Here is a 17,351-nt window from a genome sequence, read left to right as displayed (position 1 = left end):
TTTTCGACCGAATTGACGTATATCGCGCCACCTGTAGCGAGTAAACCGATCACGACAACCAGCGAAGCCAGGCAGATCAAAAGGATTCGCTTGCCACGCCGCATAGGCGGTCGCCTGGTTTTCGGTTCGGTCTCCGGCCCGGTCTCCGTCGCGGTTTTCGTCCTGGCTTTCATGCGTTGCCGGGAACTGGAGCTGCGCTCCGGAGGGTCGAAGTCCAGGTTCAGTGCGTCGTCCGGAGCCGGCTCGGAGCGCTGCCGTGGGACGGTCCGAGCGTCCACCTCTCTCGTGGCGTCAGGGTCGATGAACGGCTCCCGTGCTGGCATAACCGCCATGCTACTGATCCCCTGCATGCTGCGGCGTCCTGTATCGGGCCGGGTTGCATTTCCGAAATTGCCTGTTTTGAAGATAAAGGCGAATTGTCCCGTGACGGCACTGTTACGGCCGCATTTCGCGCCGTCTCGCGGGCTGCGGGAATGTCTGGGAAGCCACTAGCATGCTGTTCGTCCGCGGTGGCAGACAGTCGCCCGGCATTCGGGGGAGAACGTGTCATATCCGCGGCAGCCGACCGCCGACGTCAAACCCAAGGCGGGCGTGGACGTAGAGGCCGGGCCATTCCAGTGGTGGGTGCCCGAGCAGCGCACAGCTGACTCCGGCTCCGGCTCACGTCAGCATGACTACATCGACGGCCCCACTGTCGTGCAGCCCTACCTCGGCTCCAAGTTCGCCCGGTCGACCCGGTCGCTGCGGGCCTGGATGATCTCCGTCCCGATCGACCTGCTCGCGTTTCTCGTGCCGTTGCTGTGGAGCCTGCAGCACTGGAAGGGTCTCGGCGTCGCGGCCCTGTTCAGCGTTCTGCTGTTCGCCTTCGGCGGGCTCTACCGTGGCCGGCGGCACCTGAGCTTCCTCGACCTGGCGCCCGCACTGTTCGGGCGCACGCTGATCGCCTGTGCCATGGTCGGGATCGTCTTCGCCGAGCGGCACGGGCCCCAGGCGTACCTCGCCGGGCTCTTCCGGGAGATGGGCATCTCGGTGCTCGCGGTGCTCATCGGCCGTGCCGTCACCACCAACGCCGTGATCTTCGCGCGGCGCAGACGCTGGGTCGAGCACGGTGTGGTCATCATCGGCGGCGGCCCGGTCGCGGTCGAACTGGCCCGTCTGCTGCGCCGTTACCCGCAATACGGACTGCGGCTGGTCGGCTTCGTCGACGAGGACCCCGGCACGCACGACCGCCGCGACATCATGCCGTTCATCGGCACGCTCGACGAGATCGAGACGCTGTTCGGCACCACCGAGTGCGACGTCGTGATCATCGCCGACCCTTCCTGCGCGGAGGGCCGCCTCATCGAGATCGCCCGTTCGCCCGCCATGCGGCGGTGCGACCTGTGGATCGTGCCACGGATGCACGAGTTCCCGTCCGATGGCGGCGTGCCCGACCACGTCGGCGCGATCCCACTGGTCCGGGTGCACCGCCCGACGCTGTCCGTCACGCGCCGCGCCGTCAAGCGCGCCTTCGACGTGATCTTCGCCTCCGTGGCCTTGACCATCCTGAGTCCGGTGCTGCTGCTCGCCGCGATCGCGACCTTCGTCGAGGGCGGCCGCGGCATCTTCTTCCGCCAGCAGCGCATCGGCTTCCAGGGCAAGCCGTTCGAGGTGCTCAAGTTCCGCTCGATCCGGCCCAGTTCGGAGACGGAGTCGCAGACCAAGTGGTCGGTGGCCAACGACTCCCGGATCGGCCCGGTCGGTCGGTTCATGCGGCGCACATCCATCGACGAGCTGCCCCAGCTCTGGAACATCCTGCGGGGTGACATGACCGTCGTCGGCCCGCGCCCGGAGCGGCCGTACTTCGTCGACCGTTTCACCGCCAACTACCCCGACTACGCGATGCGCCACCGCGTCCCGGTCGGGCTCACCGGCCTGGCCCAGGTCAGTGGCCTGCGTGGGGACACCCCGATCTCCGACCGCGCCCGGTTCGACAACTACTACATCGAGAACTGGTCGATCTGGCTCGACGTCAAGGTGCTGCTGCGGACCGTCGGCGAGGTGCTGCGTGGCGGCGGCCGATAGCCTCGCACCGCAAATCCATCGAATAGGATGAACATGTCAGATCGGTCGGAAGCCGGCGTTCAGTTCGCGCAGGACGAGCCCGACGGGCCCGACGCGGCCGAGGCGCACCCACCCCGCCCCGCCGGGATCCTGCGCTCCGCCGGCCGGCTCCTGTCGCACGAGTGGACCCTCGCGGCGCTGTGCTCGATCCTGCTGTCGGTGGCGATGACGTGGCCGACGATGCGCGACCCGTTGCACACGCTGCCCGGCGACACGTGGGACCCTTCGCTGCAGGCGTGGGAGATGTCGTGGGGCGGCTGGGCGGTCCTGCACGACCCGGGCAGGCTGTGGCAGAGCAACACATCCCTCGGTGAGCAGTATGCCTTCGCGTTCTCCGACACCCTGCTCGGTTACCTGCCGGCCAGCCTGATCGGGTCCGGACCACAGGCCGCGATCCTGCGGTACAACATCATGTATGAGCTGGCCTTCGCGCTGGCCTTCTTCGGCGCTTATGTGCTGGCCCGTCAGCTCGGTTCGCGCGTTGCCGGCGCAGCCGTGGCGGGCGGGGCCTTCGCATACGCCCCGTGGCGATGGGTGCAGATGTTCCACCTGCACGTGCTGTCGACTGGCGGCATCGCGCTGGCCCTGGCCATGCTGGCCCGCGGCCACGGTTACTCGCTGCGACACGGCTACCGCCCGGAGACCGCCCGGCCGCGCTGGGTCCTGGCCGGCTGGTCGGTCGCCGCGTGGCAGATGACCCTCGGCTTCGGCATCGGCCTGCCCTTCGGTTACGCCCTCGCGGTGCTCGGTGTGTTCGCGCTCGCGTACTGGTTGCGCCGCCGGCCACGCTTCGACAAGCGGTTGCTGCGCCTCAACGTCGTTGGTGGGCTGATCTTCGTCGCGGTCAGCGGCGCCATGGCCGTGCCGTACCTCAAAATGATCGAGATCTACCCGTACGGCCGCCGCACCCTCACCGACGTGCTGTTCTACTCGCCGCCGATCGAGGGATTCCTCACCGCGTCACCTGACGACTGGCTGTGGGGCGACGCCCACCAGGGGTTGCGCGCGCAACTGGAGGGGCGCGGCGGCTGGGAGGCGATCCTGCTGCCGGGATATGCCCTGATCATTCTCGCGGCGATCGGACTGCTGCTGTCGACGTGGTCCTGGCGCCGGCGGCTGTGGCTGGTGGTCGCGCTGGCCGGGGCGGTCACGCTCGCCATGGGCCTGCGAGCACCGGTCAGCATCTTCTACCGCATGGCGTTCGAGTACCTGCCCGGCTGGGATGCGATCCGCACGCCGGGCCGGCTGGTCGTGTGGGTGACGCTGCTCCTGGCGATGCTGGCGGCGGGCGCGGTGACAGCCGCCGGTGAACGTCTGGGCCCGTGGCTGCGCACCCTGCGACCGGCGTCAGCCCGGGCGCTGCTGGCGCTCGGGGTGCTGCTGCCGGTGTCGCTGGTCCTGCTTGAGGGCGTTCAGACGGCGCAGTACCCGACGGTGCCCAAGGCGCCCGCCGCGTTCGCCAGCCTCGAGGGGCCGATCCTGGTCCTGCCGACGGACTGGATGGACGACGAGCTGTACATGTTGTGGTCGACGACCAACTTCGTGCAGCTGGCCAACGGCTCGAGCAGCTTCGCCCCGGTCGGACTGGAGAAGACCCGGCAGGTCACCCGCAACTTCCCGGACGAGGCCAGTGTGACCTACCTGCGCTCAATCGGCGTGCGCACCGTGGTCGTGCTCCGAGAGCCGCACGCCGGCCTTCGGCAGAACCCGCCGGAGGGCGCGGTCCTCTCGCAGCACGCGCTGACCGCCACTGGCGAGGGTCTGGGAATCACCCGCGAGGAGCAGCCCGACGCAATCATCTTCCATCTGCATCCATGACCTGCATCCATGACGATTCTGCGCCGCGTTGATCCGCGCCACCGCGGTGCCGGGACTGCGACGGGGACCCGCGGGCCGCGGATCCCCGTCGCGATGGTCGGGTCAGGGCAGGAACCACTCCTGGGCCTGGTTGCCGTAGCAGTCGTAGATCTGCAGTTGTGTTCCGTTCACGGTGCTGGTGCTCGGCACGGCCAGGCACAGCCCTGACACAGGGTTGCGCAGGGAGTGGTTCGGCCCCGCACCGCGGGGATCCGGGCAACGCCGCGGCCGCCACGCAGAACTCCCTGAACGCGCATCTCAACCTGCCGTGACCAGATCTCCCATGTCGGTGGTGACGGCGGCCCTAGCCGTGCTCGCCGGGTCGGTCGCCTGCACCGGCCCGGTGGGACCACCCAACCAGGCTCCGGTGGCGTCATCGGACGCGAGTGCTCCGAGCAACGAGCAACTGATCGGCACCTGGGACTCGGCCACCGCCGGTCTCCTCCCCGCCCGGGTCTCCATCCCGGGCGGGCGGCTGGTCAGGCTGCGGATGCGATGCTCAGGCGCCGGCAAGATGACGGTGCGCGTCCACTCGGCAACCTTCGAGACCGTCAACGGGGGTGGGGCGTGCCGGTCCGCACGGCCAGTCGGGCGTTGTACACGCCCGGCTGGCCGCCGGCGGAAGCGGTCAGCGTGACCGTCACCGTCCGGCTCCTGCCGGCTCCGAGGGTGAACGCCGCCGGGGTCGCCGACAGCCACGGCAAGTCCGTGGGCTCGTACAGTTCGACAGTCGCCGCGGCGGAGCCGGTGTTGGTCACCGTCACCGTGGTCGTCATCGTCGGCAGTGAGGGGCTGTGTTGTGTCGACGGGGCCGGAGAACAGCTGGTAGAAGCCGTTCGCTTCGTCGCTACGCGGGTTTGCGGGTGATGCGGTATTCGAGGGTCAGGAACGGCAACCCGAACAGTGCGAACGCGTGGTCGGCGCGCAGCTCGCCGTCCTGGAGGTACACGTCGAGGGTCTCGGCGAAACCGGGCACGCCGAGGGTGGACAGGTCCCGGCTGCCCGCGTCGATGAAGCTCAGGTAGTGGCCGGTGTGCCCGTCCGACCCGCGGCTGGTGAGGCGCAACCCGCCGCCGTCGCGCTGCTGCGGTGCGAGGGTGGCGGTGAAGTTCGCCTGGGGGAGTGGGAACCCGACGCTGACGTAGCCGCGGCCTTCGTGGCGGTACGTGGTGTAGATGCCGACGTAGATGGGCTCGCCGGTGTTTGTGGAGTGCCACGAAGTACCCCACCGACGATGGCAGGTAGTGGGTGGTTGGGTCAAGTCATCAGCGCGGGTGCGCCTCTGTGGCTACGCGGCCTTGCGGGTGATGTGGTACTCGAGGGTGATGAACGGTAGGCCGAACAGGGTGAAGGCGTGGTCGGCGCGCAGTTCGCCGTCTTCGAGGTAGACGTCGAGGGTTTCGGTGAAGCCGTGGACGGCGAGGGTGGACAGGTTGCGGGTGTCGGCGTCGATGTAGCTGAGGTAGTGGCCGGTCTGGTCGTTTGTGCCGCGGCTGGTGAGGCGCAGCCCGCCGTCGTTGCGGTGTTGTGGTGTGAGGGTGGCGGTGAAGTTTGCTTGGGGGAGTGGGAACCCGACGCTGACGTAGCCGCGGTTGTTGTGGGGCGTAGCCAGGTTCGCCAGTGGGGGACGATGTCGAGGGTGAACCGGGTGGTGTGTTCGTAGAACTCCCGCACGAGCGGGTCGACGCGGGCCGGGTCGAACTCCGGTCCGGCGAGGACGTCGAGGTCGGCGAGGATGCCGACGTCGGGTGCGGATTCTTGGTAGGTGCCGCCGGTTGCTTCGGCGAGCGCGCGGACGTAGCCGGTGCCGACGTACCGGGTCCGCGCTTCGAGGGGCACGACGAACGGCAGCCGTTCGGCCGGTGCCTTGTCCGCGACGAGGGTGACCTGTGGCTGCCGGAACAGCAGTTGTGACAGGGTGCGGAACGCGACGACGGTTGCCGCGGCGACCTGCGCGGGCGGCCGTCCGCGCATCGCCGCTCCGACGGTGAGCCCGACAACTGGGCCGAGCGCGACTTTATGCGGGCGTACGCCCAGTGCCCCCGCGATCGTTCCGCTGGCGATGCCGACAGTGAGGGGGCTCGCGCCTGCCTTGCCGGCGGCCCAGCCGGCCGGCGCGGCGATGGCCCCGCTGGCGGCAATCCTGGACCAGACGGCGGGGATCTGGTTCGGCTGCTGCACTGCTCTGGCGGCGGCGTCGACGGCCGCCAGGACGCCGGCGCCGAGCAGTGCGCCCTTGACGGCGCGGCGTGGGCCGCGGTGGGCGGTGAGGGCCGCGCCGGCTGCAGCGCCGATCGCGGCGGAGAATCCGATGCCCTGTGCCCGTTTCGCGTCCATGGCCTCTGTTGTACATGGCGGGCTCGCCGACTCCGCTCGTGCGGTGGGTCCAGGATGGCTCAGCCGTGTGTGGCTGGACCATGCTGAAGCCGGGCCTATCGCAGCTCGCACCGGGGTCCGTGGCGGTCCGGCTCGCCCCCACCCGCACGATCAGACCTCGCGATCAGCGTGACGCTATGTAGCCACAGGCCACACTCCTTGCCATTATCACGTATCCACAGAAGCCGATGGCGCGCACGCCATCTTGCGAATTACTGTGTGTGCGACGCTAGCGTCGCGCCGCTGGGCGAACCTGTGCTCTTGCGGCATTCGGGACGAGAACATCGACCCGCTCGCCGAGGTTTGGTCGAAATCGAACGCTACGACAGCGCATCTGCCCATGCCGTCATCGACCGTGATCATAGTAGTTTATCCAGAGGATAGTTCGGTGGGTGCTGCTCTGGTTCAGAGCTCAACGCCTCCAAAGGAGCAATTACGGGAACAACCTTTAGTGTCGTGTGATTCTGGTGGGTCTACTTGGCGTTGTTGTCCACGAGTTTCTTGCTGTTGGTCTGGACGAGTTGAACATTGGCGAGGATCTTGTCGCGGTGGCGGTCCAGGTGAACGGCTCGGAATTGGTGTTCCAGCGTTCGATGTACACGTGGACCTGGCTGATGAGGACCTTGATCGCGCCAAGGTGCTGCGGCGGATGGCCTGGCGGGTGATGGTGCCGAACCATGTTTTCGAACTGGTTGATCCAGCTCGACCCGACCGGCGTGAAATGGAAGATGACCTGCTGATTCTCCGTCAGCTAGGTCATCACCCGCGTTATAGCGTGGGACGCATCGCAGTTCAACCGACACAAACAGGAGACCGCGATGTCCGAGTGCCATTCACTCCCCACTGGACGCTGGCGGTACCTGACCGACAACCGTGTTGGGGCGGCGGTGCGACAGCCCGCCTGACATGTGTGCGCCACGGCAGCTCTCGGCGAACGGAGGATGCGACATGACGACTATCGAGCTGTACCCCGACGACGTTCACAACCAGCGGACGATCCGCCAGGGCCACCCACCTGACTGGGTCAACCGCGATGGTGGTGACTACGACCTGGTGGTGCTCGGCGGCGGACCGGGCGGTCTCACCGCCGCCATGACTGCTGCTGCGGGCGGGTACCGCGTCGCGATGACGGAGCAGCGGCTGACCGGGGGCACCTGTGTCAACTTCGGCTGCACGCCGAGCAAGGCGCTGATTCGCTGCGCACGCGCGGTACACGATGCGAGCCGCGGCGCCGAGTTCGGATTTCGGCTCGACGCACCACCCCGAACTGATTTCGGCGCGGTCATGGATCGGGTCCGCAGGATCCGTTCCATGAGCAGCTCAGGCGATGCGGTCGAGGTGGCCGAGCAAGCGGGGGTGGAGGTCTACCTCGGGCACACGCGCTTCACCGCACCGAATGCCGTGGAGGTCGACGGCCGGACGCTGCGATTCCGCAAGGCTGTGATCGCCACCGGCTCGGACCCCGTGGTGCCCCCTGTCGAGGGGCTGCGGACCGGCGAGTACCTGACCAACGAGACCGTCTTCTCACTGACCGAGCTGCCAGCCAGGCTGGTCGTCATCGGCACCGGTCCGCTGGGATGCGAGCTGGCCCAGGCCTTCCGCCGTCTCGGCAGCGAGGTGGACCTGGTCGGCCGCCCCAGCACCCTGCTGCCTCATGATGAGCCCGAGGTCGCTGAGCTGATCCGTCGCCGGTTCGAGCAGGAGGGGATCAGGCTCCATCTGGGGTTCACGGCAGTACGGGCGGGCGCCGGCCGTTTGCTGGTGCTGGGCCCCGACGGGACACGCGAGCTGCCCTATGACGCGCTGCTGCTCGGCACCGGTCGCAAGGCGAACGTGGAACACCTCGACCTGAACACGGCAGGGGTACACGTCGTCAGAGACGGCGTGGAGGTTGACGAATACCTGCGCACCAGCAACCCCGACATCTACGCCGCCGGCGATGCAACCTTCCCGCAGAAGTTCACGCATGCGGCCATTGCCACAGCGCGGCTCTGTGTCTCGAACGCGCTGGACGGAGCGCATCACCGCGCACGGGAGCTCGTCATTCCGCACTGCACCTACACGGACCCCGAGGTGGCCGAGGTGGGCCTGACACCGCGCCGGGCCCGCACCGAAGGTGTCGCCATCGACGCTTACCGGCTCGACCTGGCCAAGGTGGAGCGGGCGTTCATCGACGGCGAGGAGGACGGATTCGGGGTGATCTACACGCGCAGCGGCAGCGGCGAGATCGCAGGAGCGATGCTTGTGGCGGCGCACGCCGGTGAGATGATCAGCGAGCTTACGCTGGCCATCACGAACGGGCTGCCATTGGAGGCGCTGGCCGACACGGTTCACTGCTACCCGACACAGGCCGAGGTCTTCCAGCGGATCGCACTGCAGCACTCCGGACCGCAGAAGGTCGCTGTGGCCCACTGAGCGCCTGACCGAAGTTGTGTCCCTAACTCGCCCGGATTGGTAGGGGTCGCAATGAGTTGGCCTCGTCGGGTTTAGATTCGGTTACCACACCAGGAACCAGACCACGACGAGGTCAACGCCAGCATGCGCCCTGCGCACGTGTACGCCAACGTGTCCGGCGAGCAGCACACCAGCTCGTCGACGCCTTGCACCGGCAATGGCGGGTCGCCGCCCGCGCGGTAATCTCCCCCACCTTGACCTCCTCGCCCAAGCAAGCCCCGCGGGCTGACGATGCCCTGGCCGGTTAGCAGACGAGCTATTTACCGTGGCCCGTGCGGCGTTTGTCCCGGGCTCGGATCGGGTAGCGGCGCACGTGTCGATAGTGTTCGGATCTGCCCACGACGTGTGGTGGGTCGCGGTGAAGGCCTTGCTGCTCTATGCCACCGCCGTGGCCTGTTTCCGCATTGGAGAACGTCGGACCTTGGCCGAGATGTCGGCGTTCGACTTCGTCGCGGCCGTCGCCGCCGGAGCCGTCGTCGGTCGGGTGCCCAACGCACATGACGCGGGTTACCTGGCCGGCGCGGCAACCCTGATCACGATCTTGCTCGCCCACCGGCTCACCGCCAGGCTGCGCTACCGGCCGCTGTTCGCCAAGCTGATCGACCACCCGCCGCGACTGCTGGTCGCCGACGGCGAGGTAATCGACGACGAGCTTCGCCGCAGCGGCCTGACCCGCCGGGACCTGTACGGCCTGTTGCGAGAGCAGGGCGTCGACGAGCTCGCCTCGATACGGTTCGTGGTGTTCGAACAACGAGGCCAGGTGTCGATTGTGCGGCACAGCGCCACCACCGACACCGAACTCCTGCGTGACCTGTCATGAATCGCATGGGGCACCGGCGCGCCGGCTTCAACGAGCGATGCGCTCGCCGCCGACGGCAACATGACGATCCCGGTTGCGCCCCTCTACGCGCAGCCGGGCCGGCGTCGGACGGGTTCACGACCGGGCGCTTGGCTCGGTCGTGGACCGGGTTCGGCCGGTGGGATGGGCCGTGTGACCGGCTGGCCGGCCGTCAACCGGAAGGTCTCACCGTGGTGTGCCAGCTCGACTGGGTCGCCGCCCTCCAGCGAGTACGTCGCTTCGGTGCGGGTGACGTTCACGCACAGCCGCTGCCCGTGCCACAGCACACTGAAGGTGAGCCGGGCAAGTGGCACGGGCAGGCGCGGGGCGAACGTCAGCGACCCGCCGCTGTCGCGCATGCCGCCGAAGCCGGCCACGAGCGCGATCCAGGCGCCGGCCAGCGATGCGATGTGCAGCCCGTCACGCGTGTTGTGTTCGAGGTCGTCAAGGTCCATCCGGGCGGCTTCGCCGAGGTAGTCGTAGGCGAGGTCGAGATGGCCGACCTCGGCGGCGATCACCGCCTGGATGCTGGCCGACAGCGACGAGCCGCGGACGGTCAGCGGCTCGTAGTACGCGAAGTCGCGGGCCTTCGCCTCGGCGGTGAACGCGTCGCCGCGCTTGTACAGCGCCATCACCAGGTCGGCCTGCTTGACGACCTGTTGGCGATACAGCTGCAGTATGGGAAGTGCAGCAGCAGCGGGTACTGGTCGGGGCGGGTACTGGCGAAGTCCCACACCGCGAGGTCGGTGAACTGCTCTGCCTGTGGATGTACGCCGAGCTTGTCGTCGTAGGGCACGAACATCGCGTCGGCGGCCCGGGCCCATGCGGCGATCTCGTCGTCGGTCACTCGCAGACCGACCGCCTCGTCCGGGTGGCGCTTCGCGGCCTCGGCCGCGCCACGCAGGTTCCGCTGCGCCATCAGGTTCGTGTAGACGTTGTTGTTGGCGAGGGCGCTGTACTCGTCGGGGCCGGTGACCCCGTCGATCCGGAAAGCGCCGTCCGGGTGGTGGCAGCCGAGCGAGGCCCACAGCCGGGCGGTCTCCACGAGCAGCGGCAATCCGGCCTCCCGCTCGAACGCCTCGTCGCCGGTCGCCTGCACCAGGCGGATCGCCGCGTCGGCGATGTCGGCGTTGATGTGCAGCGCGGCGGTTCCGGCCGGCCATTAGCCGGAGCTTTCGTCGCCGTTGATCGTGCGCCACGCGAAGGTCGCTCCCTCGAGGGTGAGCTGCCGAGATTGGTGCCGAGCGGCGGGCATCGTCAGGTGCCGCCATCGCAGCGCGTCGGCGGCGGCATGCGGGGTGGTGTAGGTCAGCGTCGGCAGCACGTACGACTCGGTGTCCCAGAACGCGTGGCCGTCATACCCGGGCCCGGTCAGCCCCTTGGCGGGGATCGGCCGGCGCTCGGCCCGGGCGCTGGCCTGCAGGACCTGGAACAGGGCGAACCGGACGGCCTGCTGTACCTCCGGGTCACCGTCGAGGTCGACGTCGGCGCGGGCCCAGTAGTCGTCGAGGTATTGCCGCTGTTCACTCAGCAGGCCCTCCCAGCCGCTCTCCCGCGCCAGCGTCAGCGCCGCCTCCACTTGGGCCGAGATCGCCGGGACCGACCGCAGACTGGACCAGCCGTACGACAGGAACTTCACCACCCGCAGCGGCTGCGCTTGCGCCAGCCGGGCGGTGAGCGTCAACCGGGCGGTGTCCGGCCAGCACTCGATGCCCGTCCTCACGTCCGCCGGGCACTCCACCACGTGGTCCATCGCCGCGCCGACCCGGCGCCCGCTGACCCGGGTGCTGTGCACCAGTCGTGCGTGCGCGTCGTGCGAGCTGTGCTGCTCGGATCGCAGCGGCGCCTTGAGGGCGGCCGCCGCCCGCGGGTCGGCCGACATCGCCGGCAACTGTTCGTTGGCCACGAGCTCGGACTGCGGCACGATGTGCAGCGGCGCGTCGACCGGCCGTACCTCGTGTGCGATCGCGGCGGTCGCTCGCTGGGTGAACGACACCAGCCGGGCCGAGGAGATCTGTATGCGGTGGCCCGCCGGAGAGACCCAGTCGGCGGTTCGCCGCAGCACCCCGTCGCGCAGCGACAGTACCCGCTCGTGCGAGCGCAGCTCGCCGTACCGTACGTCGAATGGTTCGTCCTCGACGAGCAGCCGGATCGGCTTGCCGTTGGTGACGTCGATGACGGTCTGGCCCGTTTCGGGATAGCCGTAGCCGGCCTCGGCGTACGGCAACGGCCGGAACTCGAACACCGAGTTCAGATAGGTCCCGGAAGCCCGTGCGGCTCGCCCTCATCGAGGTTGCCACGCAGCCCGACATGGCCGTTGGACAGCGCGAACACCGACTCCGACTGCGCCAGCACCTCCAGGTCAAGATTGGTTTCGCGGATGTTCCACGGCTCGGGTGGAAACGCCGGATGAGTAATCATCGCTCGTCTCCGATCCTGGTCGGTCCAACAGTTCGGCGAGATCCTGCATCACGGTGTCGGCGTCGTGCGCACGTAGCTCGTCGGCCTGGCCGGCCCGGTCCACGCGCACGATGTACCCGACCCCGCCGGCCCGGCCGGCGGCGACGCCGGCCAGCGCGTCCTCGAATACGGCCGCCGCTTCCGGCTCGACAGCGAGCACGCGGGCCGCGCATAGGAACGTGTCGGGGGCCGGCTTGCCGCACAGCCCCTCCCGCTCGACCCCGACTCCGACCCCGACTCCGACGAGGTCGTCGATGCCGGCTGAGCACCTATCTCAGGCTACCTGTGATGATCCGGCGGCAACCAGGCTGAATGGATGCCCACGTGGCTCGGTGGATCGCTGGCTACCGGTAGATCTGGTTCGAATGGGGAACCGGGATTCGAATGGGGAACCGGAACATGTGCCGGACCCCTCCGATGCAACTTGGGGGAAACCATGATGACAACGCAGAGGCCGATGGAAGGGCAGGGCTGACGACGATGCGCCACGAGATCGAGATCCTGCCGACCCCGGAGGCGGTGGCCCGCAGCGCGGCGGGGTACGTGGCCGAGTGGGCGCGGGCGGCCGTAACCAGGCACGGCCGGTTCACCTTCGCGGTAAGCGGCGGGCATACCCCGTGGGCGATGTTCGGCCGGCTCGCCGAGGAGGACATGCCATGGGAACGGGTGGTGCTGTACCAGGTGGATGAGCGCATCGCGCCAGCCGGGGACCCCGACCGCAATCTCAGGCACCTGCGGGAGAGCCTCGGCGAGGCGTCGGCCGAGGTGATCGAGATGCCGGTCAGCGACCCCGACCCAACCGGCGCCGCGGCGCGATATGGTGCTCGGCTGCCGGAGCGCTTCGATCTGGTTCATCTCGGCCTCGGCCCCGATGGGCACACCGCGTCCCTGGTACCCGGCGATCCGGTGCTGGACGTGACCGATCACCTCGTCGCGATCACCGGGACGTACCAGGGCCGCCAGCGTATGACGCTCACCTATTCGGCCCTCGCCCGCGCCGACCAGATCCTCTGGCTGGTCACCGGCGCCGACAAGAAGGCGCCGCTGGCCAAGCTCCTCGCCGGTGACCGGTCGATACCGGCGGGGCGGGTCCAGGCGCCACATTCGCTGATACTTGCCGACGGCGCGGCGTCCGTCTGAGCCGATCGGCTCGGGCCCGCGGCCACGTTCAGCGGGCTGCGCTGTGCAGCACGCGGCGCTCGGCCTCGTCGTCGTGCCCGATCAGGACAACCGCCACCAGTTCGGGCGCGTGTTCGGTGTACTACCCGCCGAGCCGGGTAGCGGACGCCGGATAACACCGCGACGGCCGGAGCGACGAGACTCATGAACGTACGGCATGGAGCACCCGGCTCCGCTACCACAGAATTCGCTACACCGCGGCAGGCGACCAGCGTGCCCCGCGACGACCACGTGATCGTGCTGTTCGGCGCGACCGGGGATCTCGCCAGACGCATGTTGCTCCCAGGGCTGTTCCGCCTGGCAAGGGCGGGCCTGCTGCCGGCCAGGTACCGGATCATCGGCTCGGCGAGATCCGCGCTGACCGACGACGAGTTCCGTCAGCACGCCAGGAGCGCTGTGGTCGAGTTCGGGAAGGTGGAGCCTACCGGCGAGGAATGGCGTGCGTTCGCCGACTCGCTGTCCTACGGCGCCGCGACGCCGGCGCAACCGCAACCGCTGCTCGACGCGGTGGCCGCGGCCGAGAAGACGCTCGGCGGTCACCCGAGCCGGCTGTACCACCTGGCCGTACCGCCGCCCGCCTTCGCGTCCACGATCGGCATGCTCGCTGACACGGATCTCGCCAGAAACGCCCGGATCATCGTCGAAAAGCCGTTCGGCACGGATCTGGCGTCGGCCCGCGCGCTCAACGACACCGTCCACGCCACCTTCGACGAGTCTCAGGTGTTCCGCATCGACCACTTTCCTCGGCAAGGAGTCGGTCGCCAACATTCTCGCCCTGCGGTTCGCCAACGGGTTGTTCGAGCCGATCTGGAACCGCGACCACATCAGCTATGTGCAGATCGATGTGCCGGAGACGCTCGGGATCGAGGGCCGCGCCGGGTTCTTCGAACAGACCGGCACGTTCCGCGACATGATCGTCACGGACCTGTTCCAGGTGCTGGGGTTCGTGGCGATGGAGCCGCCTACCTCCCTGGCGGCCAAACAGTTGCGAGACGAGAAGACCAAGGTCTTCGAGGCGATGCCGCCGCTGGACGCCACCCGGGTTGTGCGCGGCCAGTACCGCGGGTACCGCGACGAGCCGGGCGTCGACCCTCACTCGCAGACCGAGACGTTCGTCGCCGCGTGCGTCGAGGTCGACAACTGGCGTTGGTCGGGGGGTGCCGTTCTATCTGCGCTCGGGCAAGGCACTCGGGCAGAAGCGACGGATGGTGACGCTCGGGTTCAAAGAGCCGCCCCTGCGAATGTTCCCATTGGATCGAGACACCCCGAACGCGACACCCAGCAACCAGCTGACGATCGACTTCGACGACCCGGGCTGGATCGCGGCCCGCTTTCTGGCCAAGGAGCCCGGCGCCGCCATGCGCCTCGGCGATGCGACCATGACGTTCCGGTACGCCGACTCGTTCTGCACCAAGTACGCCCTGGCGGGGTACGAACGACTCATTCTCGACGCGATGCTCGGCGACCAGTCGCTGTTCACCCGCGCCGACGGCATCGAGCGACTCTGGGACGTGTCCGCTCCGCTGCTGGACAATCCACCACCCGTAGAGCCGTACGCGCCGGGATCTTGGGGCCCGGACTCCATCGACCGGCTCATCTCGCCGCACCACTGGTACCTGCCGGACAGCCCATGACACCACCCATCCGCATGATGCTCGCTGACGTCGACGGAACCCTGGTGACCCGCGACAAGGTGCTCACCCACCGTGCCATCGAAGCAGTACGCGCGTTGCACGCCGCCGGGATCCTGTTCGCGATCACCAGTGGCCGGCCGCCACGCGGCATGTCCATGCTGATCCAGCCGCTGCGCCTGAGCACCCCGATCGCCGCGTTCAACGGCGGCCTCTACGTCAACCCCGACATGTCCGTGATCGAGCAGCACGTCATCCCGCGTCCGGTGGTCGCTCCGGCGATCGCGCTGCTGGAGTCGTTCAAGCTGGACGTCTGGCTGTACCGCGGCGCCGACTGGTTCGTCCGCGACCTGCACGGGCCGCACGTGGACCGCGAAGCGTGGACCGTACAGTTCCGGCCGACCGTGGTGAACGACTACGACGACCTCACCGAGGACATCGCCAAAATCGTCGGCGTGAGCGACGACCACGACACGGTGGCAGCGGCCTCCTCGGCCGCGCACCAGCAGTTCGGAGACCACGTCTCGGCCGCTCGCTCCCAGCCGTACTACCTGGACATCACCCATCCTCATGCCAACAAGGGCACCGTCGTGGCGTACCTGGCGTCCAGGTATCGCGTTCCGGCCGAACAGATCGCCACGATCGGCGACATGCCCAACGACGTGCTCATGTTCGCCCGCTCGGAGCTGAGCATCGTGATGGGCAACGCCAGCATGGAAGTACAGCGTGCCGCGCGTCGGGTCACCACCAGCAACGACGACGAGGGCTTCGCCAACGCGGTCCAGCGGTACGTGCTGCCCCGCCGTTGAGCTGGACGATCGCCGGAGCACGCCCGAGCCCCGCAGGGGCCTTGGAGTCGGCGGCCCACAGACCGCGATCCCGGGGTGAGCTGTGGCGAAGCCGGTCAGATGATCGGCTCGACGTTTCAGCGGTTGGCGCTCGCCGGTTGCGCGTTGGCGGTGTAGTAATGCCGGGCGAAGTCGAGGTAGCGATCGCGGACGTGCCGGGACGTCGCTTCGTCGTCGAGCCTGTCTTCACGCTCCGGATCCGTCGCCGGAAAATTCTCAATGGACTCGTCAACGACTGTGCCCAGGCAGCGTAGCCAAGCCGAATTTCCGAGCGGTACAGGCTCCGGCAGGCTTACGGACGGTGGGATGGATGCACTGATCGCCCGCGCGCTCGCGTTGCGATGAGCGCGCGCCCGATCGTGCACGATCGGTGGGGTGGCCGGATACGCTGGTCGGTCCCGGTCCCTCATGTGGTCGAGGCGCGTTCGATGGCGGCGATGGAGGTGTCGAGCCTCCGGTTGAACTCGTCGTCGGTTTGCCGGTGCCGAAGATCCTCCGTCAGCGCTCGCGAGAAGCTGGCGATCAGGCCATGGTTGCGAGCCAGCCGGGCGTCGGCATCGTGCTGGGAATAGCCGCCGGACAGGGCGACCACCCGCACGATCTTCGGGTGCTCGATCAGCTCGGCGTAGAAGTCGTCCTGCGTCGGAATGGACAGCTTGAGCATCACCTGTCGCCCGTCCGGCAGTCCCGACAGACGGTCGAGGATGCCCTGCCGCAGCAGTTCCTCGGCCGACTGCTTCTCCTCGCTGTGGATGTCGACCTCCGGCTCGATGATCGGCATGAGGTCGGCGTCGAGGATCCGCTCGGCGTAGGCGAACTGTTGATCGAGCACGGCGGCGACACCCGCCGAGTTGGACCGGGCGATGAACGAGCGCATCTTGGTGCCGAACACACGGCGGCGGGTGGCCCGCGCGAGCACGTCGTCCAGCTTGGTGAACGGCTTCATCAGCCGTACGCCATCCGTCTCGTCGGCGAGTCCCTCGTCCACCTTGACGAACGGGACGACCTGTTTCCGGTCCCACAGGTACGCGGGGGTGGCCGTGCCGGCCACGTCGCGGTCCATGGTCTGCTCGAACAGGATCGCGCCGAGGATCCGGTCGCCGTTGAAGGCCGGCGCGGTGATGATCCGCGACCGGAAAGCGTGCATGCGGTCGAACATCTCGTCCTCGGTCGCGTAGCCCGACTCCGGCACCCCGTACTGCGCCAGCGCCTTCGGAGTGCTGCCACCACTCTGGTCCAGCGCGGCGAGGAAACCGCGGCCGTACCCGATCTTTGACGCTTGCTCCTGGTTCATGCCCCGATCCTGGCACCAACGCCGGCCTGCCGTAGACGAATGGCGACGAGCTCACCACTACCACGTACCGCCGCACCGGCCAACCCCACCGCGCTAGCCGCCGGCTGCCGCGTACCGGCTGCGCGACTTCAGTCGGATTCGACGAAGCAGTGGGGACTGTCTTCCCCGCACTGCTGCGCGTTTCCCCGGGCTGCGCATGGCCGTCGACGTGAACGACATCGAAGTCCTCCGACCACCGGCTCGCCGGCGGGGTGGGCCGCATCAACGTCACCTGGTGAACCCACCCGCCGGGCCAACCATCACAGCAAGGA

Annotated in this window: 12 protein-coding genes and 5 pseudogenes; 9 read left to right on the top strand and 8 right to left on the bottom strand. The window is 68.3% G+C overall.

Annotation, left to right across the window (positions count from 1 at the left end; translation table 11 throughout):
* Positions 1–543 precede the first annotated feature (543 nt).
* Both AB0K00_RS46295 and AB0K00_RS46290 read left to right on the top strand, forming a co-directional pair.
* Positions 544–2,064: a sugar transferase gene (locus AB0K00_RS46295; protein ID WP_363535666.1), complete on the top strand. Its 1,521-nt coding sequence runs from the start codon at positions 544–546 to the stop codon at positions 2,062–2,064.
* 33 nt (positions 2,065–2,097) lie between these two features.
* Positions 2,098–3,921 carry a hypothetical protein gene (locus AB0K00_RS46290; RefSeq protein ID WP_363535664.1) on the top strand — a complete coding sequence of 608 codons (1,824 nt, stop codon included), beginning with the start codon at positions 2,098–2,100 and terminating at the stop codon, positions 3,919–3,921.
* A 102-nt stretch (positions 3,922–4,023) separates the two neighbouring features.
* On the opposite strand, the pseudogene AB0K00_RS46285 reads toward AB0K00_RS46290, so the two are convergent.
* The 4 genes and pseudogenes from AB0K00_RS46285 to AB0K00_RS46270 all read right to left on the bottom strand — a co-directional run.
* Positions 4,024–4,149, bottom strand: a pseudogene (locus AB0K00_RS46285) (RICIN domain-containing protein); the annotation flags it as partial.
* A gap of 362 nt (positions 4,150–4,511) precedes the next feature.
* Positions 4,512–4,736: a hypothetical protein gene (locus AB0K00_RS46280; RefSeq protein ID WP_363535661.1), complete on the bottom strand. Its 225-nt coding sequence runs from the start codon at positions 4,734–4,736 to the stop codon at positions 4,512–4,514.
* Between the two features lie 71 nt (positions 4,737–4,807).
* Positions 4,808–5,221, bottom strand: a complete 414-nt coding sequence (locus tag AB0K00_RS46275; RefSeq protein WP_363535659.1) for a hypothetical protein — start codon at positions 5,219–5,221, stop codon at positions 4,808–4,810.
* Positions 5,218–6,297, bottom strand: a complete 1,080-nt coding sequence (locus AB0K00_RS46270) for a hypothetical protein (protein ID WP_363535656.1) — start codon at positions 6,295–6,297, stop codon at positions 5,218–5,220. Before AB0K00_RS46270 ends, AB0K00_RS46275 begins: the two co-directional genes overlap by 4 nt.
* Positions 6,298–7,284: 987 nt before the next feature.
* On the opposite strand from AB0K00_RS46270, the gene AB0K00_RS46265 reads away from it, so the two are divergent.
* Positions 7,285–8,751 (top strand): FAD-dependent oxidoreductase, encoded by a 1,467-nt coding sequence (locus tag AB0K00_RS46265; protein ID WP_363535653.1) that lies wholly within the window; start codon positions 7,285–7,287, stop codon positions 8,749–8,751.
* A gap of 304 nt (positions 8,752–9,055) precedes the next feature.
* The gene (locus AB0K00_RS46260) at positions 9,056–9,610 is read left to right on the top strand and encodes a YetF domain-containing protein (RefSeq protein ID WP_363535650.1); all 555 of its coding nucleotides are present in this window, start codon (positions 9,056–9,058) and stop codon (positions 9,608–9,610) included.
* Between the two features lie 83 nt (positions 9,611–9,693).
* Here the strand turns inward: AB0K00_RS46260 and AB0K00_RS46255 are convergent.
* Positions 9,694–12,049: pseudogene (locus tag AB0K00_RS46255) on the bottom strand (glycosyl hydrolase family 65 protein).
* Positions 11,991–12,353, bottom strand: a pseudogene (locus tag AB0K00_RS46250) (HAD-IA family hydrolase); the annotation flags it as partial. The pseudogenes AB0K00_RS46255 and AB0K00_RS46250, both read right to left, overlap by 59 nt.
* A 215-nt stretch (positions 12,354–12,568) precedes the next feature.
* On the opposite strand from AB0K00_RS46250, the gene pgl reads away from it, so the two are divergent.
* From pgl to AB0K00_RS46225, 5 genes and pseudogenes are all read left to right on the top strand, one after another.
* Positions 12,569–13,228, top strand: coding sequence for a 6-phosphogluconolactonase (pgl, locus tag AB0K00_RS46245; RefSeq protein WP_363535647.1), 660 nt, complete (start codon positions 12,569–12,571; stop codon positions 13,226–13,228).
* Between the two features lie 183 nt (positions 13,229–13,411).
* A pseudogene (locus AB0K00_RS46240) lies at positions 13,412–13,996 on the top strand (hypothetical protein); the annotation flags it as partial.
* Between the two features lie 64 nt (positions 13,997–14,060).
* Positions 14,061–14,366, top strand: a pseudogene (locus AB0K00_RS46235) (glucose-6-phosphate dehydrogenase); the annotation flags it as partial.
* Between the two features lie 58 nt (positions 14,367–14,424).
* The gene (locus tag AB0K00_RS46230) at positions 14,425–14,901 is read left to right on the top strand and encodes a hypothetical protein (RefSeq protein ID WP_363535754.1); all 477 of its coding nucleotides are present in this window, start codon (positions 14,425–14,427) and stop codon (positions 14,899–14,901) included.
* Positions 14,898–15,707, top strand: coding sequence for a Cof-type HAD-IIB family hydrolase (locus AB0K00_RS46225; protein WP_363535751.1), 810 nt, complete (start codon positions 14,898–14,900; stop codon positions 15,705–15,707). Before AB0K00_RS46230 ends, AB0K00_RS46225 begins: the two co-directional genes overlap by 4 nt.
* Positions 15,708–15,823: 116 nt before the next feature.
* On the opposite strand, the gene AB0K00_RS46220 is transcribed toward AB0K00_RS46225, so the two are convergent.
* On the bottom strand, positions 15,824–16,111 hold the full coding sequence (locus AB0K00_RS46220) for a hypothetical protein (RefSeq protein ID WP_363535644.1): 288 nt from the start codon (positions 16,109–16,111) through the stop codon (positions 15,824–15,826).
* 41 nt (positions 16,112–16,152) lie between these two features.
* A complete protein-coding gene (locus AB0K00_RS46215) occupies positions 16,153–17,040 on the bottom strand; it encodes a fructose bisphosphate aldolase (protein ID WP_363535641.1) in 888 nt (295 codons plus the stop codon).
* Positions 17,041–17,351: the final 311 nt, after the last annotated feature.

The organism is Dactylosporangium sp. NPDC049525 (assembly GCF_040676755.1).
Classification (GTDB): domain Bacteria; phylum Actinomycetota; class Actinomycetes; order Mycobacteriales; family Micromonosporaceae; genus Dactylosporangium.
This window is presented reverse-complemented; position numbering and strand designations above follow the sequence as displayed.